Annotated in this window: 19 protein-coding genes; 7 read left to right on the forward strand and 12 right to left on the reverse strand. The window is 63.2% G+C overall.

What is annotated here, in order from left to right; all coding sequences use genetic code 11:
* Positions 1-54 precede the first annotated feature (54 nt).
* The 3 genes from AC1M7R_RS21060 to AC1M7R_RS21070 all read left to right on the forward strand — a co-directional run bounded on the left by AC1M7R_RS21060 (position 55) and on the right by AC1M7R_RS21070 (position 3,286).
* On the forward strand, positions 55-1,926 hold the full coding sequence (locus tag AC1M7R_RS21060) for a SurA N-terminal domain-containing protein (RefSeq protein ID WP_072430381.1): 1,872 nt from the start codon (positions 55-57) through the stop codon (positions 1,924-1,926).
* Positions 1,927-2,147: 221 nt separating this feature from the next.
* Positions 2,148-3,029 carry a DUF2242 domain-containing protein gene (locus AC1M7R_RS21065; RefSeq protein WP_123596018.1) on the forward strand — a complete coding sequence of 294 codons (882 nt, stop codon included), beginning with the start codon at positions 2,148-2,150 and terminating at the stop codon, positions 3,027-3,029.
* A 74-nt stretch (positions 3,030-3,103) separates the two neighbouring features.
* The gene (locus tag AC1M7R_RS21070; RefSeq protein WP_143147027.1) at positions 3,104-3,286 is read left to right on the forward strand and encodes a hypothetical protein; all 183 of its coding nucleotides are present in this window, start codon (positions 3,104-3,106) and stop codon (positions 3,284-3,286) included.
* A gap of 27 nt (positions 3,287-3,313) precedes the next feature.
* Here the strand turns inward: AC1M7R_RS21070 and AC1M7R_RS21075 are convergent, their stop codons facing one another.
* A complete protein-coding gene (locus AC1M7R_RS21075; RefSeq protein WP_072388881.1) occupies positions 3,314-4,351 on the reverse strand; it encodes an AraC family transcriptional regulator in 1,038 nt (345 codons plus the stop codon).
* 1 nt (position 4,352) lies between these two features.
* Complete coding sequence (locus AC1M7R_RS21080; protein ID WP_072388879.1) at positions 4,353-5,483, reverse strand: carbon-nitrogen hydrolase family protein; 1,131 nt, start codon at positions 5,481-5,483, stop codon at positions 4,353-4,355.
* 391 nt (positions 5,484-5,874) lie between these two features.
* On the opposite strand from AC1M7R_RS21080, the gene AC1M7R_RS21085 reads away from it, so the two are divergent.
* Together AC1M7R_RS21085 and AC1M7R_RS21090 are read left to right on the forward strand one after the other, a co-directional pair.
* Positions 5,875-7,914: an oxidoreductase gene (locus AC1M7R_RS21085; protein WP_072458038.1), complete on the forward strand. Its 2,040-nt coding sequence runs from the start codon at positions 5,875-5,877 to the stop codon at positions 7,912-7,914.
* Between the two features lie 183 nt (positions 7,915-8,097).
* Positions 8,098-9,006, forward strand: a complete 909-nt coding sequence (locus AC1M7R_RS21090) for a 1-aminocyclopropane-1-carboxylate deaminase/D-cysteine desulfhydrase (RefSeq protein ID WP_490609892.1) — start codon at positions 8,098-8,100, stop codon at positions 9,004-9,006.
* Between the two features lie 7 nt (positions 9,007-9,013).
* On the opposite strand, the gene AC1M7R_RS21095 is transcribed toward AC1M7R_RS21090, so the two are convergent.
* The gene (locus AC1M7R_RS21095; RefSeq protein WP_490609893.1) at positions 9,014-9,562 is read right to left on the reverse strand and encodes a cytochrome b; all 549 of its coding nucleotides are present in this window, start codon (positions 9,560-9,562) and stop codon (positions 9,014-9,016) included.
* A 118-nt stretch (positions 9,563-9,680) separates the two neighbouring features.
* Positions 9,681-11,084: a type VI secretion system Vgr family protein gene (locus AC1M7R_RS21100; RefSeq protein ID WP_072430386.1), complete on the reverse strand. Its 1,404-nt coding sequence runs from the start codon at positions 11,082-11,084 to the stop codon at positions 9,681-9,683.
* Positions 11,085-11,302: 218 nt separating this feature from the next.
* Here AC1M7R_RS21100 and AC1M7R_RS21105 point away from each other — a divergent pair, with 218 nt between their 5' ends.
* On the forward strand, positions 11,303-12,007 hold the full coding sequence (locus tag AC1M7R_RS21105) for a YebC/PmpR family DNA-binding transcriptional regulator (RefSeq protein WP_072388869.1): 705 nt from the start codon (positions 11,303-11,305) through the stop codon (positions 12,005-12,007).
* 175 nt (positions 12,008-12,182) lie between these two features.
* On the opposite strand, the gene AC1M7R_RS21110 is transcribed toward AC1M7R_RS21105, so the two are convergent.
* From AC1M7R_RS21110 to AC1M7R_RS21145, 8 genes are all read right to left on the reverse strand, one after another.
* Positions 12,183-13,517 (reverse strand): leucine-rich repeat-containing protein kinase family protein, encoded by a 1,335-nt coding sequence (locus tag AC1M7R_RS21110; RefSeq protein WP_490609894.1) that lies wholly within the window; start codon positions 13,515-13,517, stop codon positions 12,183-12,185.
* A 223-nt stretch (positions 13,518-13,740) separates the two neighbouring features.
* The gene (locus tag AC1M7R_RS21115; protein WP_072430388.1) at positions 13,741-14,787 is read right to left on the reverse strand and encodes an ABC transporter substrate-binding protein; all 1,047 of its coding nucleotides are present in this window, start codon (positions 14,785-14,787) and stop codon (positions 13,741-13,743) included.
* A gap of 18 nt (positions 14,788-14,805) precedes the next feature.
* Positions 14,806-15,921 carry an NAD(P)/FAD-dependent oxidoreductase gene (locus AC1M7R_RS21120; RefSeq protein ID WP_103894026.1) on the reverse strand — a complete coding sequence of 372 codons (1,116 nt, stop codon included), beginning with the start codon at positions 15,919-15,921 and terminating at the stop codon, positions 14,806-14,808.
* Positions 15,918-17,273 carry an FAD/NAD(P)-dependent oxidoreductase gene (locus AC1M7R_RS21125; protein WP_072388863.1) on the reverse strand — a complete coding sequence of 452 codons (1,356 nt, stop codon included), beginning with the start codon at positions 17,271-17,273 and terminating at the stop codon, positions 15,918-15,920. The genes AC1M7R_RS21120 and AC1M7R_RS21125 overlap by 4 nt, the downstream gene beginning before the upstream one ends.
* Positions 17,274-17,316: 43 nt before the next feature.
* Positions 17,317-17,607: a (2Fe-2S)-binding protein gene (locus AC1M7R_RS21130; protein ID WP_072430391.1), complete on the reverse strand. Its 291-nt coding sequence runs from the start codon at positions 17,605-17,607 to the stop codon at positions 17,317-17,319.
* A gap of 7 nt (positions 17,608-17,614) precedes the next feature.
* On the reverse strand, positions 17,615-18,409 hold the full coding sequence (locus AC1M7R_RS21135) for an ABC transporter permease (protein WP_072388860.1): 795 nt from the start codon (positions 18,407-18,409) through the stop codon (positions 17,615-17,617).
* A 6-nt stretch (positions 18,410-18,415) separates the two neighbouring features.
* The gene (locus AC1M7R_RS21140; protein WP_072388858.1) at positions 18,416-19,285 is read right to left on the reverse strand and encodes an ABC transporter permease; all 870 of its coding nucleotides are present in this window, start codon (positions 19,283-19,285) and stop codon (positions 18,416-18,418) included.
* Positions 19,282-20,307 carry an ABC transporter ATP-binding protein gene (locus AC1M7R_RS21145; RefSeq protein ID WP_072430392.1) on the reverse strand — a complete coding sequence of 342 codons (1,026 nt, stop codon included), beginning with the start codon at positions 20,305-20,307 and terminating at the stop codon, positions 19,282-19,284. The genes AC1M7R_RS21140 and AC1M7R_RS21145 overlap by 4 nt, the downstream gene beginning before the upstream one ends.
* A gap of 243 nt (positions 20,308-20,550) precedes the next feature.
* On the opposite strand from AC1M7R_RS21145, the gene AC1M7R_RS21150 reads away from it, so the two are divergent.
* On the forward strand, positions 20,551-21,387 hold the full coding sequence (locus AC1M7R_RS21150) for an IclR family transcriptional regulator (protein ID WP_072430393.1): 837 nt from the start codon (positions 20,551-20,553) through the stop codon (positions 21,385-21,387).
* Positions 21,388-21,398: the final 11 nt, after the last annotated feature.

A 21,398-nucleotide genomic window follows, 5' to 3' on the forward strand; every position in this document is an offset into this window, starting at 1 on the left:
ACCCACGCTCCACGGTTGCCTAATTTTTGAAGTTCAACCGTTTCTGGGGGACGCATGCTGCAGAATATCAGGGACAATTCACAGGGCTGGATTGCCAAGACCATCATCGGAGTCATCGTCGCACTGATGGCGTTGACCGGTTTCGATGCCATTTTTCAAGCCACCAGCAACAGCAATGAAGCGGCCAAGGTCAACGGCGAGAAAATCAGCCAGAACGAGCTGAGCCAGGCTGTCGATATGCAACGTCGCCAGCTCATGCAACAGCTGGGCAAGGATTTCGACGCCTCCTTGCTGGACGAAAAAATGCTGCGCGACTCGGCCCTCAAGGGGCTGATCGACCGCAAGCTGCTGCTGCAAGGCGCCCATGACGCGAAATTCGCTTTCTCCGAAGCCGCGCTGGACCAGGTAATCCTGCAGACACCTGAGTTCCAGGTCGACGGCAAATTCAGCGCCGAGCGCTTCGACCAGGTGATTCGCCAACTGGGCTACAGCCGTATGCAGTTCCGCCAGATGCTGGCCCAGGAAATGCTGATCGGCCAGTTGCGCGCCGGCCTGGCCGGCAGTGGCTTTGTTACTGATGCCCAGGTGCTGGCATTCGCCCGCCTGGAAAAACAGACCCGTGATTTCGCCACCCTCACCATCAAGAGCGACGCGTCGGCGGTGAAGCTGACCGATGACGAGGTCAAGGCTTATTACGACAAGCACGCCAAGGAGTTCATGACTCCCGATCAGGTGGTGATCGATTACCTTGAACTGAAGAAGGCCTCGTTCTTCGATCAGGTCAGCGTCAAGGATGAAGACCTGCAGGCGGCTTACCAGAAGGAAATCGCCAACCTGTCCGAGCAACGTCGGGCGGCGCATATTCTGATCGAGGTCAATGACAAGGTCACCGAGGCACAGGCCAAGGCCAGGATCGAGGACATCCAGGCTCGCCTGGCCAAGGGCGAATCGTTCGAAGCCCTGGCGAAGGAGTTCTCCCAGGATCCGGGTTCGGCGAACAATGGCGGTGATCTCGGCTATGCCGGTCCGGGTGTCTACGACCCGGAATTCGAAAAGGCCCTGTATGCCTTGAACAAGGATCAGGTGTCCGCGCCGGTGCGTACCGATTTCGGTTTCCACCTGATCAAGCTGTTGGGCGTCGAGGCGCCTGAGGTGCCGAGTTTTGCCAGCCTCAAGGACAAGCTGACCCGCGAACTGAAGACTCAGCAAGTGGAGCAGCGTTTCGTGGAGGCGACCAAGCAACTGGAAGATGCCTCTTTCGAAGCCTCCGATCTGGCCCAGCCGGCCCAGGACCTGAAACTGACCGTTCATACGTCCGCGCCGTTCGGTCGCGAAGGTGGGGAAGGGATCGCGGCCAACCGCGCCGTTGTCACCGCCGCGTTCAGCCCGGAAGTACTCGATGATGGCGCCAACAGCACCGCCATCGAACTGGACCCGGAAACCGTCGTCGTGCTGCGCGCCAAGGAACACCGCAAGCCCGAGCAGCTTCCCCTGGAGCGCGTCGAAACGGCCATTCGCGCCCAGTTGACGAAGGAGCATGCCAGCGCGGCAGCCAAGACCCGGGCGGACGAATTGATCGTTAGCCTGCGCGAAGGCAAGACCGCACTGGACAAGCCTGTCGATGGCCAGGGCTGGAAAGTCACCGAGGCGGCGACTCGCAGCCAGGAAGGCATCGATCCAGCCGTCCTGCAGGCACTGTTCCGCATGCCCAAGCCGGAATCCAAGGACAAGCCGACGTTCACCAGCGTCACCTTGCCTGATGGAAGCCTGATGATCGTGCGCCTGAACGGTGTGAACGAGGCTGCGGCGCCGACCGACGCAGAGAAAGCCGAATACCGTCGCTACCTGGCCTCCCGAATTGGCCAGCAGGACTTCGCGGCTTATCGCAAGCAGCTGGAGAGCGAAGCGGACATCAAGCGGTACTGATGCTCCGGTAGTTCGCTTCACAAAGACCCCGACTGGAAAGTCGGGGTTTTTTGTTTCTGCGCGTTGCGATTAACAGGATGTTCATCGATCCGCCGGGTTTGCGTCTTTTTCCGATAAACATCCCCCGGTAGACTTGTAACCCCTTTGAGACACGAATCCCCACATCACCGGAAGCGTTGTGTTGCACAATGCGCCCCGGACCGTTTTCTTCAGGATGTTCAATGTTCAGATCATTTCACATGCGCACCGTCGGGCTGGCACTGATGCTGGCTGTCGCAGCCGGTTGCTCGTCGAAGAAAGCCGCCATTTACGAGCATGAGAACTTCGATGACTCCGGTACCTATTCCCGGACCTATCAGGTGAGCGATGCAGCGACCTGCGAGGCCGGGCGCCGTGCGCTGCTCAGCCAGGGCTACATCATTACCAGCAGCGATCCGAAACTGGTCAGCGGCCACAAGAGCTTCCAGCAGACCGGTGATACCCACATGGAGATCAGCTTCAACCTGGTCTGCGCGCAGGACAGCGGCACCGGACACCGTTCGACCATGTTCGCCAACGCGCTGCAGGACCGTTACGCGCTGAAGAAGATCAACAACTCCGCCAGCCTGGGCGTGGGAGTGCTGGGGTCGGTGTCGATGCCCATCGGTTCGTCGGATGATTCGATGGTCAAGGTCGCCAGTGAAACGGTATCGGCGGCCAAGTTCTATGAGCGTTTCTTTGCGCTGGTGGAGGCATTCCTGCCAGCGGAAGCGAAGAAGGGCGCTGAAAGTGCCGATAAACCGAAAGCTGAGCTGGGCGTTCCGGAAACCAGGGTCGAGCCTGCCGCGTTGACGCCTGCGCCGATGCCGGAGCCGTCAGCCCCGGCGCCCGTAGCGCCGACGCAGCAGGAAGCTGCGCCAGCCCCGGCTCAGATCCTCCCAGCGGCCTCGGAACCGGTGGTGCCTCCTGCGGAACCTGCACCGATCGCGCCCAGTGAAGTAGCGCCATCAGGGGAGGCCGTGCCCGTTACAGCGCCGGAGCCGACCCAGGAGCCCATCACGCCGCCCCCGCCCAGTGACCTGCCGCCTCCCTCTGAACCCATCCAGCCGCTGCCTGCCTCGTGAAGCCTTGTGGCGCGGTTGAAATACCTTGCCACAGATCACCCTTTAATTTCCTGCCGTTGTGCTACGTTTAATTCATGAAGCTTTTGCTTCATGTTTTATTCATAAAGCAGCTTTATGCTGATACCAGCGCCATCAGGCATCGGTTTCAACGAACAGGGGAAGGACTCGCAATGGACGACTATCAGGAAGAGCTGCTGGAATATCAGGCGTATGAGCTGGATCCGCCGGAACCCGCCGAGGACGCCACCGAGCTGTAGGAAGGCAGCAGGCGGCGGGCTCGAGGCTCATTTGTTCCGATGACTGCGACGAAACTCTCCGGGCGTCTGGCCATTCCAGCGCTTGAACGCGCGTTGAAATGCTTCGGCTGAGGCAAACCCCAGCAAATAGGCGATTTCACCGAACGCCAGTTCAGTGTCGCGAATGTAGGTCATGGCCAGGTCGCGCCGAGTGTCGTTAAGAATGGCGCGAAATTGTGTGCCTTCTTCCGCCAGTTTTCGGCGTAGCGTCCAGGTCGGTAGCTTCAGGCGTGCCGCGACTTCTTCCAGGCCGGGTTCACGGCCACCGCTGAGCAACGGCCCCAGCAGTTGGATGATGCGTTCGCGCAGGCTGCGGGTGCGGGTGAGTTGTTCCAGTTCCCGTTCACACAGTTGCAGCAGGTGCCGCCAGGTGCTGGGGCAGTGCTGTGGGTTGCGCTGGGCGAGGCTTTCCAGGCCCAGGCGCAACTGGTTCTGTTCGGCCCCGAATACGATCGGGCAATCACCGAGTGCCCGGTAGGCTTCCAGGTAGGCCGGCGCTTCGAATTCGATCTCTATGCGCTCGGCTCGCAGCGGGTTGCCGCTCACGCTGGAGAGCTGCTGGAGCCAGCCGGCGATGATCGAGTCCACGACGAAGCGGTTATAGGCGTTATACGGACTGATGGAATAGAACCGTACCCAGGCGCCCTGGGCATCTTCATGAAAGCTCGATTGACCACGGTAGTTGGAGCCGTAGAGCGGCTCGAAGCGGACCATGCAGCGTGCGGCTTCGCGGACCGTCGGGGCCTGGGCCGCGGTGACACCGGCCAGGCCAGCCTGGCTCAAGCGGCTGAGGCGCCCCATGCGCAGGCCCAGGGCCGGGTCTGCCGTCTGCTGGATCGCGGCATGGCCCAGGCGCATGTAGCGTGGAATCGACAACCGTGCCCCAGGCTCCGCCAGGCGTGCGGCATCGAGGCCATATTGTTCCAGCAAGGGCTGGGGATCCTGTCCGTGGCTGGCGACCGCATCGGCCAGGCTATGGACGAAACCCACTGACAGGTCCCCCAGGCGCATCGGCTGCGGTTTCATGCTACAACCACAGGTTCAGCAAGCGCGCGCCACGGGCTTCGCCGTCAGGGAAATGCTGGCCGCCGTGGCTGATAAAGCTTTGGCCGGCGCTTCCGTTGTCCCAGAACTGCCCCCGCAGGAACACGCTGACGCCGCCCTTGGCCTGGCTGATGGGCAACTGGCTGGTCAGGGTCAGGCGATGCCAGGCCTGGCCTTCGCTCACTTCTCCGGGCTTGAGGCTGACCTCGCTGGGAGTGGAGAGGCCTTTATAGCCGCTCCAGGGTTCGTTCCAGGTGTCTCGTCCCAGGACAAAGGCGGGGACGGCGATCAGTTGTGCGCCCTGTTCGTTGAGTTGTCGATAATAGACCGGGTACCAACTGTCGCTGCCGATCAGCACCCCCAGGCGTCCGGCCGGGGTGTCGATGACGCGAGGTGTGTCGGAGCGTTCGCTACCCAGTACCTCGTGTTGATCGAATACAGGATGCTGCTGGCGCTGAGGTTGCCCGAGCGGTCGGCCATCGCGACCGAACACCAGGCTGCTGTTGTACAGCGCGCCCGGACCTATCCGCAGTTCGCCCTCGCTGACGCTGGGCTCGGGCAGTACGATGGAGCCGGCCACCAGGGTCACGCCAAACTCCTTGGCCAGGCCGCCAAACAGCGCCTGGTACTCATGGGCCATGCCCTGGGCCTTCATGCGCAAGTACGCATCGTCCAGTCGTTTATCGCCCTCGGCAGCGAGCAAGGCCCGGATAAAGGCCAACGGGTTGCTGACGGCCAGCCAGTTCATCGCTTCCTTCAATGTCCCAGCCTGATACAGCTCGTCCTTTTCACCGCTGATCATCAGCCACGTACCGATGTGCTCGGGCAAGACCACGATGGTTTTTTCGTTGACGAAGCCCTGGTCGCGAGCAGCCTGCAGATAGGCCGCGAGTTTGCGATGCAGTCGCTCGGGGCTCTGGTAATCCGTGGGGAAGAGCTCGGGCTGGATACCCAGCAGATTGCCTTGATCGGCGGGGATGCCCTGGTCGACCGCCAGGTTGATGCGCAGGTCCGACAGGTAATGGCCCGCCGGACGATCCGCCGTCCACAGCGCGTAGGTGACCAGGGCGGCAATCGAGGCCAGTGAAAACAACAGGTACAAAAGTTTGCGCATGGGGGAACAGTCAACGGCCTTGTGCGGTTCGTGATGCTTGAAGTGTCACGGGCAGGGTACGGTAAAACAAGGGATTAGCAAAAGGATGCGTGCAATCCGGGGAGCACCTGTCTGCCATGCGAGGGCGCAAGGTGACCGACACGGATCCCTGGCCATCGCGAACAGGTTCGCGCAAGCAGGATCGCAGGTGTTCGGGGGAGAAGGGGCGCTACGGCAGCGGGTCGGCGGGTGGTAAGTGATGGGATGGGGTGCTGCACATTTGGATCATCAAGTTGTCAGTTACGGTCATTGAGCCGTTGCGCCGTGGCTCTTAGGCTGTCGGGCATGACAGATGGGGGCCACCAGAGTCTCCGCATTTTTTTCTGTGATTTTACCCGTTGTGGAGTGACCGATGACCGCCTCTCATTACCCGCACCTGCTCGCCCCGCTGGACTTGGGTTTTACCACGCTGCGCAACCGCACCCTGATGGGGTCGATGCATACCGGCCTTGAAGAAAAGCCCGGTGGTTTCGAGCGCATGGCGGCCTATTTTGCCGAGCGTGCCCTTGGAGGGGTGGGACTGATGGTCACCGGTGGTATCGCGCCGAACGACGAGGGCGGCGTTTACTCGGGGGCGGCCAAGCTGACCACCGAGGAGGAAGCCCTCAAGCACCGCATCGTCACCCGGGCCGTGCATGAGGCCGGTGGCAAGATCTGCATGCAGATTCTCCATGCCGGCCGCTATGCCTACAGCCCTCGGCAAGTGGCGCCGAGCGCGATCCAGGCGCCGATCAATCCATTCAAGCCCAAGGAGCTGGACGAAGAGGGCATCGAGAAACAGATTGGCGATTTCGTGACCTGCTCGGTATTGGCCCGCCAGGCGGAATACGACGGTGTCGAAATCATGGGCTCCGAAGGTTATTTCATTAACCAGTTCCTGGCGGCCCACACCAATCACCGCACCGATCGCTGGGGTGGCAGTTATGAAAACCGCATGCGCTTGCCCGTGGAAATCGTGCGTCGGGTACGCGAGGCGGTAGGTCCGGATTTCATCATCATTTTCCGCCTGTCGATGCTCGACTTGGTGGAAGGCGGTAGCAGCTGGGAGGAAATCGTCCAGTTGGCCAGGGCCATCGAACAGGCAGGGGCGACGATCATCAATACGGGGATCGGCTGGCACGAAGCGCGGATCCCCACCATCGCCACCAAGGTACCGCGGGCCGCGTTCAGCAAGGTCACGGCCAAGCTGCGCGGTTCGGTGAGCATCCCGCTGATCACCACCAACCGTATCAACACGCCGGAAGTGGCCGAGCGGATCCTGGCCGAAGGCGACGCCGACATGGTCTCCATGGCGCGACCATTCCTGGCGGATCCGGCTTTCGTCAACAAGGCCGCCGCCGGCCGTGCGGATGAAATCAACACCTGCATCGGCTGCAACCAGGCCTGCCTCGACCATACCTTTGGCGGCAAGCTCACCAGTTGCCTGGTGAACCCGCGGGCATGCCATGAAACCGAGCTCAACTACCTGCCGGCGACCCAGGTGAAGAAAATCGCGGTGGTGGGGGCCGGTCCGGCCGGCTTGTCTGCGGCCACCGTAGCGGCCGAGCGAGGGCACCAGGTGACGCTGTTCGATTCGGCCAGCGAAATCGGTGGGCAGTTCAACATTGCCAAACGCGTCCCGGGCAAGGAAGAGTTCTACGAGACCCTGCGTTATTTCAATCGCAAGTTGCAGACCACCAACGTCGAACTGTGCCTCAACACCCGGGTGGATGTGGCGCAACTGGTGGCGGGTGGTTATGACGAGATCATCCTCGCCACCGGCATCGCGCCGCGAGTGCCGGCGATTCCGGGGGTGGAGCACGCCAAGGTCCTGAGCTACCTGGATGTGATCCTGGAGCGCAAGCCGGTGGGCCGCAGCGTGGCGGTCATCGGGGCCGGTGGCATCGGTTTTGACGTTTCGGAGTTTCTGGTTCACCAGGGCGTTGCCACCAGCCAGGACCGGGAAGCGTTCTGGAAGGAGTGGGGCATCGACAGCCGTCTCGAGGCACGGGGCGGCGTCGCCGGGATCAAGGCCGAGCCCCATGCGCCGGCGCGGCAAGTATTCCTGTTGCAGCGCAAGACCTCCAAGGTCGGCGATGGCCTGGGCAAGACCACCGGCTGGATTCACCGCACCGGCCTGAAGAACAAGCAGGTGCAGATGCTCAACAGTGTCCAGTACCTGAAGATCGACGACGAAGGCCTGCACATCCGCATCGGTGACGCTGGCGAGCCCCAGGTGCTGGCAGTGGACAACATTGTCATCTGTGCCGGCCAGGACCCGCTGCGCGAACTGCAGGAAGGCCTGGAAGCGGCGGGTCAGACCGTCCACCTCATCGGTGGCGCCGACGTGGCGGCGGAACTGGATGCCAAACGGGCAATCAACCAGGGCTCGCGGCTGGCGGCGCAGCTGTAGGAAAAGATCGCCCGTTCACTCCGAACGGGCTTGCCCGCGAAAGCGGTGGATGGGTTTGCCGACCTGTTGAACGTGCCGGCTTCTTCACGGGCAAGCCCGCCCCCAAAAGGGGCATCAGGAAGTGGACGGTCATCGACGACCGAGCTGTTAAGATGCCGGTTCGTTCCTATCCGGCTTGCTTCAATGCTGCTTGGCGCTCTCGACTGGCATCCTCGACCTCGACTCGAATCCCTTCATCTGGATTGGCTCGCCCGTGCCGGTGTCGAGGTGGCGGTGCTGCGCCTGGACCGGATCGATCCGCTGATCAGCGGTAACAAGTGGTTCAAGCTGCTTCATCATCTGCACTCGGCCCATGAGGTGGGTGCCGAGGGCATCATGAGCCTGGGGGGCGCCTACTCCAACCATCTGCATGCCCTGGCCGCGGCCGGCAAACGCTTCGACTTCCCCACGGTCGGCCTGTTGCGCGGTCATCCCCGACAAACGCCCACGGTGCTTGATCTCATGGCGTTCGGCATGGAGCTGCACTGGCTGGGCTACGGTGGATACCGTGAACGGCACGCGGTGGATTTCTGGACGCCGTGGCGGGCGCGTCATCCGCAGCTATACCCGGTCCCCGAGGGCGGTTCAGGATTGCCCGGCGCGCAAGGCTGCATGGCCTGGGTGGCCAGTGTCCGTGAGCAACTGCCAAGGCTGGGGTGGGCGGACTATCACGGTTGGTGGCTGGCATGCGGCACCGGGACGTCATTGGCGGGGTTGGTCCTGGCCGAGGCGGGGGAACATACGGTCCATGGTGTGCTCGCGGTGCCGCCGGACCACGGCGTGGCGTTGCAGGTGTCCAGTCTCTTGAAAGAAGCAGGATTCGCCGATCTGCCTTATGAATTGCATGACGGCAGCCGGGGTGGTTTCGCCCGGGTCGATGCCGAGCTCAGCGCCTTCGTCGCGAACACCCGGGCAATCGAACTGGAGCCGTTGTACACCGGCAAGGCACTGATGATGCTCAAGACCAGGGTCGAAGCCGGGCAGTTCGCACCGGGCACTCGCCTGGTTTTCGTCCATACCGGCGGCCTGCAGGGGCGCCGGGGATTCGAATGAGGGTGGGTCAGCCGCGCTTGGGCATCATTCGCAGCAGTGTGTTATCGCGCACGATGTAGTGGTGATACAGCCCTGCCATGGCGTGCAGGCCGATCAACCAATAGCCGATGGTCCCGCCCAGCACATGCCAGCCCTCGAGGCGTTTGGCGAAATCCTTGTCCTGGTCGACGAGCAACGGCAGATCGAACCCATAGAACATCACCTGATGTCCCTCGGCGCTGGTGATCAGCCAGCCCAGTAGCGGCATGGCGATCATGAACAGGTACAGCGCCCAATGCATCAGCCGCGCCAGGACGGTCTGCCAGGCAGGCGAAGCCGGAAAGATGGCCGGTGCCTTGCCGATGCTGCGGGCGAACAGGCGCAGCCAGACCAGCAGGAAAACCGTCAGGCCCAGCATGAAGTGCGCTTCCTTGATCAGGGTTCGACCGCCACTGCCCTTGGGGAAGATCCCGCGCAATTCGATACAGGCATATACCACCGCCAGCAACACCAGCATCAGCCAGTGCAAGGTGACCGTGGCGGTACTGTAGCGGCTTTCGGAGCTTTTCCAGGGCATTGCAGTCTCTCCGGCAATCAGGGGGGAGCGCCGTCTTGGGCGGCGTTGCGCTTACTGTAAGCCCGTTTCGCCGGGTTTGCTTGTGCCAGGTCAATTTTTGCCCACCCCAGGGCATGTATCACGGTGTCGTGTCGGGTGGGTTGAGCAGCCAGTCGAACAGCAACCGTGAATCCCGGTTGTCCGACGATGGCAATGATGGCGCGACGACGCGCCCGCCATTGTCCATCGCTCCAGGGCACAGCACCGGTCGGTCGGGATCGCCATCGAGAAAGCTCACCAGCACTTCGCTGCCGGCGATGAGTACGCTGTGGCCGTTCAATATCTGCCGCGATACCGGCAGGGCGATGCCTTCCTGCTGAGGGTTCCAGAGGCTGACCCGGACCTGGCCATGCTCGTCGAACGGGGCCGGCTGGCCGGAAGGACCAAGCACATACGCAATGTGATAACCGGGAATGCAGGGCCTGGGGTGATCGAGTGCCGGCCTGTACACCGTAGACCAGGGGATGGCCGAGAAGCGGTTTCGGTAGTCCCGGACCGACGGTGCGGCCGACGGGTTCGCCTCGAGAATCGAGGATTGCCGTCCGCGATGTTCGATTTCGGTGATCAGCCATTGATCGTTAAAGGTGGAGACCGGGTGTCCGTCGATTTGCACGACATGACCGCTGCGCAGCGCGGGTTGGGCGCTATGGCCGTGGATCTCCCGCTGCCGGCAGCGCAGCCGCTCCAGGCTCCGGCGCCCGGCCTGGTGGGCGTGAGCCAGCGCTGGATTGCCCCGCAGCGCCTCGCGATCGACAGCGTCGAAGGCATGATTGGCCGCATCGGTGGCGGCGTGGGGCGTCGCCCGGTCGCTGAAACGGTAGGTCGGGGCAGACGGTGTGGAACGGTGATGCTGGTACAGGTGCTCGATGGTCTGTTGGCCGCCAGCATCGGCACGCAGGGATAATTCGACAGATCGCGTAGGAAAGCTTTTTGGATCTTCCGCAAATACTGCGACGTGACCGTAGGGCGTGTGTTCGAAGTGGTAGTGGATGCCTTCTTCCTCGCACAGCCGTTGCAGCAGTGCCAGGTCGCTTTCCTCGTACTGGATACAAAAGGGGCGGCACGGATACTGCCCATGGGGCAGCTCGAAGCGGTAACCATGGGCGGGCAATGCGTGGTCTTCCAGCAAGCGCTGCAGGATCTGCACGACGCTGAGGCGATGGAAAACCCGTCGTTGCGGACCTTGTTCCAGGTTCTGGAGACAAGGAACCAGCGTCAGGCGATAGCCGATACGGTGCGCGGCAGGGGCGCTGAGGCCGACATCGTGCACGATCCCATGCACCCCGGACGAGCCGTCCAGGCGCAGGAAGGCCGGTTGCCCCAGTAGCGTGTCGGGGCTGATCGGCGGGGCCAGGCCGATCAGTTCGAGGTCGAAGCGATACGGCCGGTTGAGGGCTTCCCGACCACTGAACCGCAGCACTTGCAGGCGCAAGTCGCTTTGCGTGAGCGTCAGGCTGAAGGGGCTTTCCGTGTCGTTGCGCATTGCGGTGCTTACTTGGAGAAGAGGAGGCAACGAGGGTACGAAACCCTTGGGCAAAACGGAGGGGGCGAAGCGCAGTTTCAGAAATTCCCTACGCTACGTTGCGGAAATGTCGATTCCCCGGCTGCATTTTTTGGTCGATCAGCCGGTTTAGGCCGTATAAACTTGCGCCACAGCGCCGGCCGGCAGATGTCTCGGCGCGTCAGACAAGAGAGTGAGTAATGGGCGCACAGTGGAAGGTTAAACACAAAGAAGCGGCTGCCAACGCCAAGGGCAAGATCTTCGGCAAACTCGTGAAGGAAATCAGTATTGCCGCGCGAAACGGCGCCGATGTCGCCACCAATGCCCACCTGCGACTGGTGGTCGAACAGGCCAAGAAGGCCTCCATGCCCCGCGAGACCCTGGAGCGAGCCATCAAGAAGGGCTCCGGACAGCTCGGCGAAACCGTGCAATACCACCGCGTCACCTACGAAGGGTTCGCGCCGCATCAGGTGCCGCTGATCGTCGAGTGCGTGACCGACAACATCAACCGCACCGTTGCCGAGATCCGCGTCGCCTTCCGCAAAGGCCAACTGGGCGCTTCAGGTTCGGTGGCATGGGATTTCAACCATGTAGGCATGATCGAGGCCACGCCGGACACCCCGGACGCCGATCCGGAAATGGCCGCCATCGAGGCCGGTGCCCAGGATTTCGAGCCGGGCGAAGAGGGCGCGACCCTGTTCATCACCGATCCGACCGACCTTGACGCCGTACAGAAGGCGTTGCCGGAGCAAGGCTTCACCGTGCTGTCCGCCAAGCTGGGCTACCAGCCCAAGAACCCGGTCAGCGGCCTGACCGACGAGCAGATGGCCGAAGTCGAAGCCTTCCTGGAGGGCCTCGACAACCATGACGACGTGCAGGACATGTTCGTCGGTCTGGCCGGCTGAGACGAAGGTCAGCCTCTGTGTTGTGAAACACAGGCTCCCCGTGGCGAGGGGATTTATCCCCGTTGGGCTGCGAAGCAGCCCTAAAACCCGACATCGCAGTGCGTCAGGTCGTTTGCATCGGGGCCGCTTCGCGCCCCGACGGGGATAAATCTCCTCGCCACCAGGATGGGTGAGCTCAGTGGGTATGGGAGTGATCAATTCGCTTGAGTTCGCTAAGCAAACCCTCAATCTCATCAAACCCCGGCCGAGCCAGTACCTGCGGCTGACAACAGCGCGCCTTCAATTCTTCCAGTGTTCCAAGCTCCACGACGCCGGGTTCGACCCGCTCCAGCAGTTCCCCCAGCAGAATCCCAAAGGCCCGCACTTCGATACGTTGCAATGCCCGGGTCTGTGCGCTGTCCGGGGTGCCGTGGAACGACGCTGCGCCGAAATCTCCCAACAGGCAGTCGCCTTGGTCATTGAATAGAATGTTGTGTCCGTACAGATCACCATGGGTGAGCCCTTGGCAATGGAGATGCGCCCCCACCGAGGCGATGCCGTGGGCGATGCGCAACGCTACGGGCAGACTCAAGCGCAGTTCATCGGCATATACATCGCGAGTGCAGGAGGACAGGCTGGGCAGTCCGGCCAGGTTGCGATAGCTGGGCTCCACCAGGGCCATCACCAGCCCGGCCTGCCCCTGGGGATGACCGGCCACCTGACCCAGTACCTCGATCAGGTTCGGATGCCTGCCGGCGGTGATGCAGGCGTGCATTTCGTGCAATGGCGAGCCATCGCTGGTCATTTCGCCTTTATAGAGTTTCACCGCAACCTCCCTGGCCGCCTGGCCCGGCGGTTGCCATCGGGCCCGGTGGATCACACCCGAGGCGCCTTCCCCCAGCCGCTGTCGCAGAGCCAGTTGCGACCAGTCGATGGCGGGCGTGGCGTTCAACGGGGCGGCATTGGCCTGGGTCTCCAACGGATTGCCGGCGTAGGCCAGCCAGCTGAGGCTGGGCAATGTCGACAGCCATTGCGGCAACTCCACCAGGCGGTTGGCGGCGACGCGCAGCAGTTCGAGTCGCTGGCATTGCCCCAGGCTTTGCGGTAGCTGCTGCAATCGGTTGCCGGCCAGCATCAGTTTCTGCAGATGGGGGCGTCGCCCCAGTTCATCCGGCAATCGACTGATGCGGTTGTCGGTCAGGATCAGCCAGCGCAACAGCGGCGGCAGGGCTGCCCCCGTGACACGTTCGATGCGGTTGGCCTTGAAACCGACCATGGTCAGGGCGGCGCAGCGGCCCAGGCATTCGGGCAGTTCAGTGAAGCGGTTGTCCGAGCAGAACAGCACGCGCAATCGGCTCAGCCGATGCAAGTCGTCGGGCAATGTATCGAGCTGATTGCCGCTGAGGTCGAGAATTTCTAGGGAGTCGGCCAGCTCGAAGATTTCCCGGGGGAATTTCGTCAGGCCACACGCCAGTTTCAATCGGGTGGTCCCCGACAGTTGGCCGGCGCGGAGTTGGGCGAGGGTGTCCATGGAAAATTCGCTGTCGATCAGGAAAGGAGTCTGCAGCCATCGGGCCTGACACAGAACCTTGTGGCGAGGGGCTGCAAGGCAACCCAACGCCACAACCCGAACAGTCTGACACACCTTATGCCAGGCTTCAGGACAGCGCTTGCTGCGCCACGGTTTACCCCTCGCGTTGTACAAAAAAAGCGCCTGGGTGACGGTCGTCGCCTGGCGTCTTTTCAGGCAAGCCCTAGCGTTCGATGCTGCGGTTCCACCGCGCATTCCAGGCCGGACGCTGTTCGTTGACCTGGTCCCAATCCACGGCAATGGCGGTTTCCAGGTATTGCTTCATCGCCTCCACCTGGCCGCGAGTCTTGTCGGTGGTCGGGGTGTTGGGGTTGGACGGGATCTGGTCGCCTTCTTCCAGGGCGATGGCCTGGGCTTCGGGCGTCAACAGGAAGGCGGCGAGTTTCTGCGCCAGTTCAGGCTGGGTGTTGCGGGCGATGGCGCATTCGGCCACGTTGAGCACTACCGCGCCTTCCTTCGGTTGTGCGTATTCGACCGGCATGCCCTTGAGCTTGAGGGCAGTCACCTGGGTAGGCGTCAGTGGGAACAGCGCCGCTTCGTCGGTTTGCAGCATTTCGGAAATCTTCGCCGAGCTGGGGATGTATTCCAGCACGTTGCGCCCGACAGTGTCCGGCCAGGCCTTGAAGCCCGGTTCCACGTCGGTTTCATTGCCGCCCTGGATGCGGTTGAACATCAGGAAGCCGTGCAGGCCGAAGGTCGATGAGGCCACCGACTGGAACACCAGCTTGTCCTTGAAGCGCGGGTCGGCCATGTCCATCCAGGATGTAGGAGCGTCCCAGCCTTTTTCCTTGAACAACCGCGTGTTGTAGGCAAGTCCCGTGACACCGAGACTCACTGCCACGGCCTGGTCCTTGATGCGCCCCTTGGCCGGAATCTGCGCCAGGGTTGGGTTGTCCTCGAGTTTGTCGCACAGGCCCATGGCGATGGCGCGGTACATGATGCCGTCATCCAGGAACATGACATGCATCTGTGGATTGTCCTTGCTGGCTTGTACCTTCGCCAGGATGTCGGCGGACGTGCCGGGCACGATCACGACCTTGACGTTGTTGGCCTTCTCGAACGCCGGCAGGACCTTGTCGGCGTAGAGCCGCTCCATGGTTCCGCCGTTCATGCCCAGGTAGAGCGTCGGCTCGGCGTGTGCCTGGCCGATACCGAGCAAGGCGCTCAAGCAGGAAATACCCAGAAGTGCAGTGCGTTTGACGTTATTCATTGGCGCGACCTTCCTCTATCAAGCAACGGAGATGGAGTGGAACCGGGTGATGGAAAACGCATCCAGCGACGTGTTCGAGGCGCCGCAACAGATGATTTCGGTGAGCGCCTGGCCCACCGCGGGGCCGATCTGGAAGCCCGCGCCGGCAAAGCCGAACGCGTGCAACAGGCCGGGTTGGGTGCTGCTGGGGCCGATCACCGGTTGGCGATCGGGCAGGTAACCTTCGGTGCCGCTCCAGGTACGGATGGCCTGGGCACCCTCCAGGAACGGGTAGAGTTCGACCGCCTGGCGCAGGATTTCGAGCACCGCGTTCTGCCCGGGTCGGGCGCGGGCCTCGTCCAGGGCGAAACCCTGGCCGCCGCCCAGCACGCAATTGCCCCGAGCGACCTGGCGCGCATAGATCCCGCCGCCTTCCACCCCAGTGCTGGCATCCATCACCAGGGGCAGTGGTTCGGTGACCAGCATCGCCGGGTGCCCGGCATGCATGGGCACGGCTTCGCCGAACTGCGCGGCGAAATGGCTGGCCCAGGCGCCAGCACAGTTCAACAGCCAGGGAGCCTGGAGCCGCGGGCCCACCCGGGTACGCACGGTAAAGCGCTGGCCATCGTGCTCCACGCTGTCGACGGCGCATTGTTCATGGACCTGGGCGCCATGCCGGCGAGCGGCCTGGGCGAAGGCGGGGGACACCAGCCGTGGATTGGCGTGACCATCCTCCGGGCAGAAGGAGGCCCCGACCGCGACGGCACCGACCCAAGGGAAACGGGCATGCAGCTCATCGCGATCGAGCAGTTGCAGATCGAGGCCGAAGCCCTGGCTGGCGCTGGCATAATCGTGCAGTGCCCGCAGGTCGTCGGCGCTGCGGGCCAGTTTCAAGTGGCCGCTGCGCTGGTATTCACCGTCGATGCCGATCAGCTGCGGCAACTGGCTCCAGATTTCGTGGGCCCGTTGCGACAACGGCAGTTGCGACAGTGGCCGCCCCTGGCGCCGCACGCCGCCATAATTCACGCCGCTGGAGTGAGCGCCGCAGAAATCGCGCTCCAGCAACGCCACCCGGCGTCCGGCCTTGCTCAGGAACAAGGCCGCCGAGGCGCCGACGATACCGCCGCCGATGATGATCACGTCTACGTCGATCACGGCTCGACCTCCAGGCCAAAGGGCAACGGCTTGATCGGTGCCTGCGCCCGCAGGCGACCGATCCCACAGACGGGGCGGGCGCTTGCGCTGGCGATGATTTCCGCCGCGGCGGCACCGCACATGCGGCCCTGGCAACGGCCCATGCCGACCCGGCAATGGGCCTTGACCCGGTTGATCTCCCAGTGACCTTCAGCCACCACGCTGCGGATGTCGCCGGCGCTGACTTCTTCGCAGCGGCATATCATCAGCTCGTCGGCAGCATCCTTGGCCCAGTTCTCGGGGAAAGCGAAGGCACGTTCCAGGCCTTGTCGGAAATGGCCGATGCGTTCCAGGGTCTGTTCCAGCTGAGCGCATCGCTGCGGATCGACCCGGTAACCGAGATCTTCCAGTGCGGCCAGGGCCGCCCGCTCGCCGGCCATTTCCGCGGCATCGGCACCCATGATGCCGGCGCCGTCACCGGCCAGGTAGACACCGGGCACGCTGCTGCGACCGGCGTGGTCTCGTTGGGGCAGCCAGGCGCGGTTGAGGGGTTGCCAGGTGAACTGGCAGCCCAGCAGGTCGGCCAGTTGGGTTTCGCTGCGCAAGCCGTGGGCGAAAGCCAGCGCATCGCAAGCGATGGACTGCTCGCCTTGGGTGTCGCGCCATCGCACTGAGCGAACCCGTCGTTCGCCCTCGATATGCGTCAGGCTCGCGCCCTGGTGCACGGCGATGCCGTGGGCGGCCAGCCAGCCGCGGTAATAGAGGCCCTTGGCGAGGGTGAGGGGCTGCTTCAACAAGCCGGGCAGGGCCCGAGCCTGGCTACTGAAGGGCGAGCTGTCGAGCACCGCGACCACGTTGGCACCGGCCTTGGCGTATTGATAAGCCACCAGATAGAGCAAGGGGCCGCTGCCGGCGAACACCACCCGCTCGCCAATGGCGCAGCCCTGGAACTTCAACGCGATCTGGGCCGCGCCCAGGCTGTAGACCCCTGGCAAGGTCCAGCCTGGCACGGGCAGGATCCGGTCGGTGGCGCCTGTCGCGACGATCACACTGGCGTACTCGAGACGGGCGGCGCGGCCTTCATGCAGGGTGTCCAGCAGGCCGGCCTCGGCGTTCCACACCAGGGTGTCGGGGCGGTAGTCGAGTTGCTCGCGCAGCTCGTCGAGGGTCTGGTGGAGAGCGTTGGCCTTGTTTGCCTCGAAGCCATACAGCGCGGCGGGCGAGCGTTTGAAATTGGCCGGTTGGCGCCGATAGATCTGTCCGCCACCACGGGCGGCCTCGTCCAGCAGGACCGGAAAGACGCCATGGGCGACCAGGGTCTGGGCGGCACGGATCCCGGCCGGGCCGGCGCCGACGATGGCGATGGGTTTCATGACCACCTCGGGGAGTTGGCAGTGCCATGCCACGTACATGGATTCATACCTGGCGCCCCGGCTCGCGAGTGATCTGCTGTCCGGCTTCCAGCAGTGTGGAGCAGGCCCGCACGCGGCGGCCGTCACCCAGGCGCACCCAGCAATCCTGGCATGCGCCCATCAGGCAGAAACCGGCCCGGGGCTGGGCGCTGAAATCGCTGCCGCGCAAGTGGTCGCTGCAGGTCAGCACCGCAGTCAGCAGGGTGTCTCCCAGCAGGCCGGTCGCCGGCATGCCGTCCAGGGTAAAGTCCAGGGCCGGGCGGTCGCCTTCGGCCAGTCGTTTCAGCAGAGCCATGGCGCCCTCATTGTTTGCCTACCAGGACCCGGTCCAGGCCATACACCCGGTCGAGCAGAATCATGGTCAGCGCGGTAAGCGCAATGACCAGCGCCGACACCGCCGCCATCATTGGGTCGATGGACTCGGTGGCGTAGACGTACATGCGCACCGGCAAAGTCTGTGTCGCCGGCGAGGTGACGAAGATCGACAGCGTGACCTCGTCGAAACTGTTGATGAACGCCAGCAACCAACCTCCGGCCACCCCGGGCAGGATCATCGGCAGGGTGATCTGCCGAAACAGCGTGAACCGCCCGGCTCCCAGCGATTGCGCCGCCTGTTCGGCGCTGCGATCCAGGCCGATGGCCGAGGCCAGGACCAGACGCAGCACATAGGGCGTGATGACCAGCACGTGGGCGAAGATCAGCCAGGTGAAGTTGCCGTTCACGCCCATCAGCGCGAACAGCCGCAACAGCGCCACGCCCAGTACCAGATGGGGGATGATGATGGGCGACAGGAACAGACCGTTGAAGAAATCCCGGCCGGGAAACTCGAGGCGGGTTATCGCCAGGGCCGCCGGCACCGCGATCAACGTCGCCAGCGAGGCTGCGCAGAACGCCAGCACCAGGCTGTTGTAGAACGCATCGACGAAATCCGCACGCTCGAACACCGCGCGGAACCAACGCAGGGAAAACTCCGTGGTCGGCAGGCTCAGGGTGTTCTCCGGAGTGAAGGCAACCAGGCAGACCACCACCAGCGGCGCCAGCATGAACACCACCACCAGGCTATGAAACAACAGGGCGAAAGGACCGTTCCTGGACATGACGAATTACCCCAATGACTTCTTGTAGCGGCCTTCGATCATGCGATTCCACGACAGCATGATCAGCAGGTTGAGCAACAGCAGCGCGATGGCGATGGCGGCGCCCATGGGCCAGTTGAGCTCCGACAGGTACTGGTCGTAGATCAGCGTGGCGACCATCTTCAGGCGACGTCCGCCCAACAGGCCGGGGATGGCGAAGGAGCTGGCGGCCAGGCCGAACACGATCAGGGTGCCGGAAAGCACGCCGGGCATGATCTGCGGCAGCACCACCTTGCGTATCACCGTGAACTGGCTGGCGCCCAGGGACAGCGCGGCCTGTTCCGCCGCCGGATCGAGCTTCTGCAACGAGGTCCAGACCGGAATGACCATGAACGGCAACATCACGTGGACCAGGGCGATGACCACGGCGAACGGTGTGTAGAGCAGCTTCATCGGCGAGCCGCCGAGGGCCAGCAATGTCTGGTTGACCAGGCCATCGGCGCCCAACAGCAGGCTCCAGCCGAAGGCGCGCACCACCACCGAAATCAGCAGCGGCGTGAGAATCAGGATCAGGAAAATCGAACGCCATGGGGCGCCCATGCGGCTGAGGATGTACGCCTCGGGCACGCCGATCGCCACGCACAACAGCGTGGTCAGGGCGCTGATCCAGAAAGTGCGCAGAAAGATCTCGTAGAAGTACGGATCGCCCAGCAGGCTGACGTAGTGCTCGAAGGTGTAGGCGTTGCTGTCGATGCCCGAGCCATAGTCGAAGACATTGAACGACAGCACCAGCGTCAGGCCCAGGGGAATGACCAGCAAGCCCAGGTACAGGGCCAGGGCCGGTGCGGACATCAGGTAACCCTGGCGGCCCCGGCGTATGGCGTCCAGGCGCTTCATGCCCGCACCTCGTCCACACTCAGCACGCGCAGCAATGCCGGGTCCCAGTCAAGGCCGACGACCGTGCCTTCGGTGATGGGAGCGCCGCCATCGTTGCGGCGCACCACGCACAACTCGCCCAGGCTGGTCGAGACACCGTAGAGCCACTGGCTGCCCAGGAAGAAGCGATTGACGATGGTGCCTTGCAGGCGCCCCGTACCTGCCGGGCACAGGTCGATCTTTTCCGGGCGCAGGCTCAGGGTCAGGTCCCCGTTGCCAAGAGGGCAGGCCTGGATGACACCGGCGCTGTCCCGTGCGCCGGGCAACAGGTTGGCCTTGCCGACGAAGCCGGAAATGAAGGTGGTGCGTGGGTGTTCGTAGAGGGTATACGGCGCGTCGATCTGAGTGATGCGCCCGGCCTGCATCACCACGACCCGGTCGCTGATGGACAGCGCTTCGGATTGGTCGTGGGTCACCATCAAGGTAGTGATGCCGACCTCCCGCTGGATGCGGCGAATCTCGAATTGCATTTCTTCGCGCAGGTTGGCGTCGAGGTTGGACAGCGGCTCGTCGAGCAACAGCACCGGCGGCTCGATCACCAGCGCCCGGGCCAATGCCACGCGTTGGCGCTGGCCGCCCGAGAGTTCGCGCGGGTAGCGCTCGGCATGCCGGTCCAGGCGCACCAGTTTGAGCACCCGATCCACCCGTGGCTGCAGCTCGGCGTTGGGGATTTTGCGCATGCGCAGGCCGAAGGCGACATTGTCCCGGACGGTCATGTGGGGGAACAGCGCATAACTCTGGAACACCACCCCCAGGCCCCGGCTTGCCGGCTTGGCGTGGGTGATGTCGCGACCGTCCAGCAGGATGCGGCCGCTGCTGACCTCGACGAAGCCGGCGATCATCTGCAGCGTGGTGGTCTTGCCGCAGCCGGACGGCCCCAGCAGCGAGACGAACTCGCCTTTTTCCACCGAGAGGTTGGTGGCGACCACGGCGTCGATGTCGCCGTAACGTTTACTCAAGTCTTCAAGTTGCACGAAAGCCATGACTGCGTTCCACCTGGGTTTGTTATGCGTCGCCAACCAGCGCGCTTTTTTGTATGGGCAGATACGAAAGGGTGTCGCGGGGTGCGTTGGCGCTCGACCTGGGTCGGCTGCCGCTGTTGTTCGAATCGCCCCTTATGGACGCAGAGTAGGCCGAAGAATAGGATGGGCTCAATGGACTATTTCACTGAGACGATGACTATTTTCAGTTTCATTCGGTGAATAAATTAAATGCAGAGAATATGAATGAAAAATTCCACTGAGCGGAATGATGAGAAGGGCGAGGCCGGGGTCGGCATGGTTTCCAGGCTGTTTGCCGTGTTACGCAGCCTGGGCGATACCGCTGACGGTGGCGAGCGGGTCACGCAACTGGCCCAGCGCGTTGGTCTGTCCCAGCCCACGACCCATCGCCTGCTGCGCAGCCTGATGGACGAGGGCATGGTCGAGCAGGACGCACGCAGCAAGCGTTACCGCCTGAGCCTGGACTTCTTCGCCCTGGCCGCCCGCGCCGGCAACACCGGCAACCTGCGCGAGCTGGCGCGGCCGGCGATGTTGCGGCTGTCGGCCTCACTGGGGGACTCGTTGTTCCTGCTGGCGCGCTGCGGTTTCGATGCGATCTGCCTGGACCGCAGTGAAGGGCCGTTTCCGATCCGCACCTTCACCGGTGATATCGGCGGGCGGGTGGCGCTTGGGGTGGGGCAGGGCAGCCTGGCGATCCTGGCGTTCCTGCCGGCCGAAGAACGCGACACGGTCATTCGCTATAACCTGCCGCGGCTGAAGGATTTTCACCTGTACGACGAAGTCTTCCTGCGCTCGGAGGTAGAGAACGTGCGCACCCTGGGGTATGCCGGACGTAACACCGGCGTATTGCAAGGGATGGCGGGGGTGGCCGTGCCGATCCTCGATCGTGACGGCCGGGCCGTGGCGGCCTTGAGCGTGGCGACGATCAGCGACCGGCTGGGACCGGACCGCCTGCCGACGGTGGTGGAAATGCTCAAGCGCGAGGCGGCCTTGATCGGTCCGCGGATCAATCCGTTCGACCCTTTGTTGCGCAGGCCTTCACAGGTGTTCGGGCAAGGGTAGGCAATCCTGGA

The organism is Pseudomonas sp. MS01C9, from assembly GCF_058202755.1.

Excerpts from the sequence above, each read along its gene's own strand:
- AC1M7R_RS21060 (WP_072430381.1), top strand. The coding sequence starts at position 55 with ATGCTGCAGAATATCAGGGACAATTCACAGGGCTGGATTGCCAAGACC.
- AC1M7R_RS21065 (WP_123596018.1), top strand. The coding sequence starts at position 2,148 with ATGTTCAGATCATTTCACATGCGCACCGTCGGGCTGGCACTGATGCTG.
- AC1M7R_RS21070 (WP_143147027.1), top strand. The coding sequence starts at position 3,104 with ATGAAGCTTTTGCTTCATGTTTTATTCATAAAGCAGCTTTATGCTGAT.
- AC1M7R_RS21075 (WP_072388881.1), bottom strand. The coding sequence starts at position 4,351 with ATGAAACCGCAGCCGATGCGCCTGGGGGACCTGTCAGTGGGTTTCGTC.
- AC1M7R_RS21080 (WP_072388879.1), bottom strand. The coding sequence starts at position 5,483 with ATGCGCAAACTTTTGTACCTGTTGTTTTCACTGGCCTCGATTGCCGCC.
- AC1M7R_RS21085 (WP_072458038.1), top strand. The coding sequence starts at position 5,875 with ATGACCGCCTCTCATTACCCGCACCTGCTCGCCCCGCTGGACTTGGGT.
- AC1M7R_RS21090 (WP_490609892.1), top strand. The coding sequence starts at position 8,098 with ATGCTGCTTGGCGCTCTCGACTGGCATCCTCGACCTCGACTCGAATCC.
- AC1M7R_RS21095 (WP_490609893.1), bottom strand. The coding sequence starts at position 9,562 with ATGCCCTGGAAAAGCTCCGAAAGCCGCTACAGTACCGCCACGGTCACC.
- AC1M7R_RS21100 (WP_072430386.1), bottom strand. The coding sequence starts at position 11,084 with ATGCGCAACGACACGGAAAGCCCCTTCAGCCTGACGCTCACGCAAAGC.
- AC1M7R_RS21105 (WP_072388869.1), top strand. The coding sequence starts at position 11,303 with ATGGGCGCACAGTGGAAGGTTAAACACAAAGAAGCGGCTGCCAACGCC.
- AC1M7R_RS21110 (WP_490609894.1), bottom strand. The coding sequence starts at position 13,517 with ATGGACACCCTCGCCCAACTCCGCGCCGGCCAACTGTCGGGGACCACC.
- AC1M7R_RS21115 (WP_072430388.1), bottom strand. The coding sequence starts at position 14,787 with ATGAATAACGTCAAACGCACTGCACTTCTGGGTATTTCCTGCTTGAGC.
- AC1M7R_RS21125 (WP_072388863.1), bottom strand. The coding sequence starts at position 17,273 with ATGAAACCCATCGCCATCGTCGGCGCCGGCCCGGCCGGGATCCGTGCC.
- AC1M7R_RS21130 (WP_072430391.1), bottom strand. The coding sequence starts at position 17,607 with ATGGCTCTGCTGAAACGACTGGCCGAAGGCGACCGCCCGGCCCTGGAC.
- AC1M7R_RS21135 (WP_072388860.1), bottom strand. The coding sequence starts at position 18,409 with ATGTCCAGGAACGGTCCTTTCGCCCTGTTGTTTCATAGCCTGGTGGTG.
- AC1M7R_RS21140 (WP_072388858.1), bottom strand. The coding sequence starts at position 19,285 with ATGAAGCGCCTGGACGCCATACGCCGGGGCCGCCAGGGTTACCTGATG.
- AC1M7R_RS21145 (WP_072430392.1), bottom strand. The coding sequence starts at position 20,307 with ATGGCTTTCGTGCAACTTGAAGACTTGAGTAAACGTTACGGCGACATC.
- AC1M7R_RS21150 (WP_072430393.1), top strand. The coding sequence starts at position 20,551 with ATGAAAAATTCCACTGAGCGGAATGATGAGAAGGGCGAGGCCGGGGTC.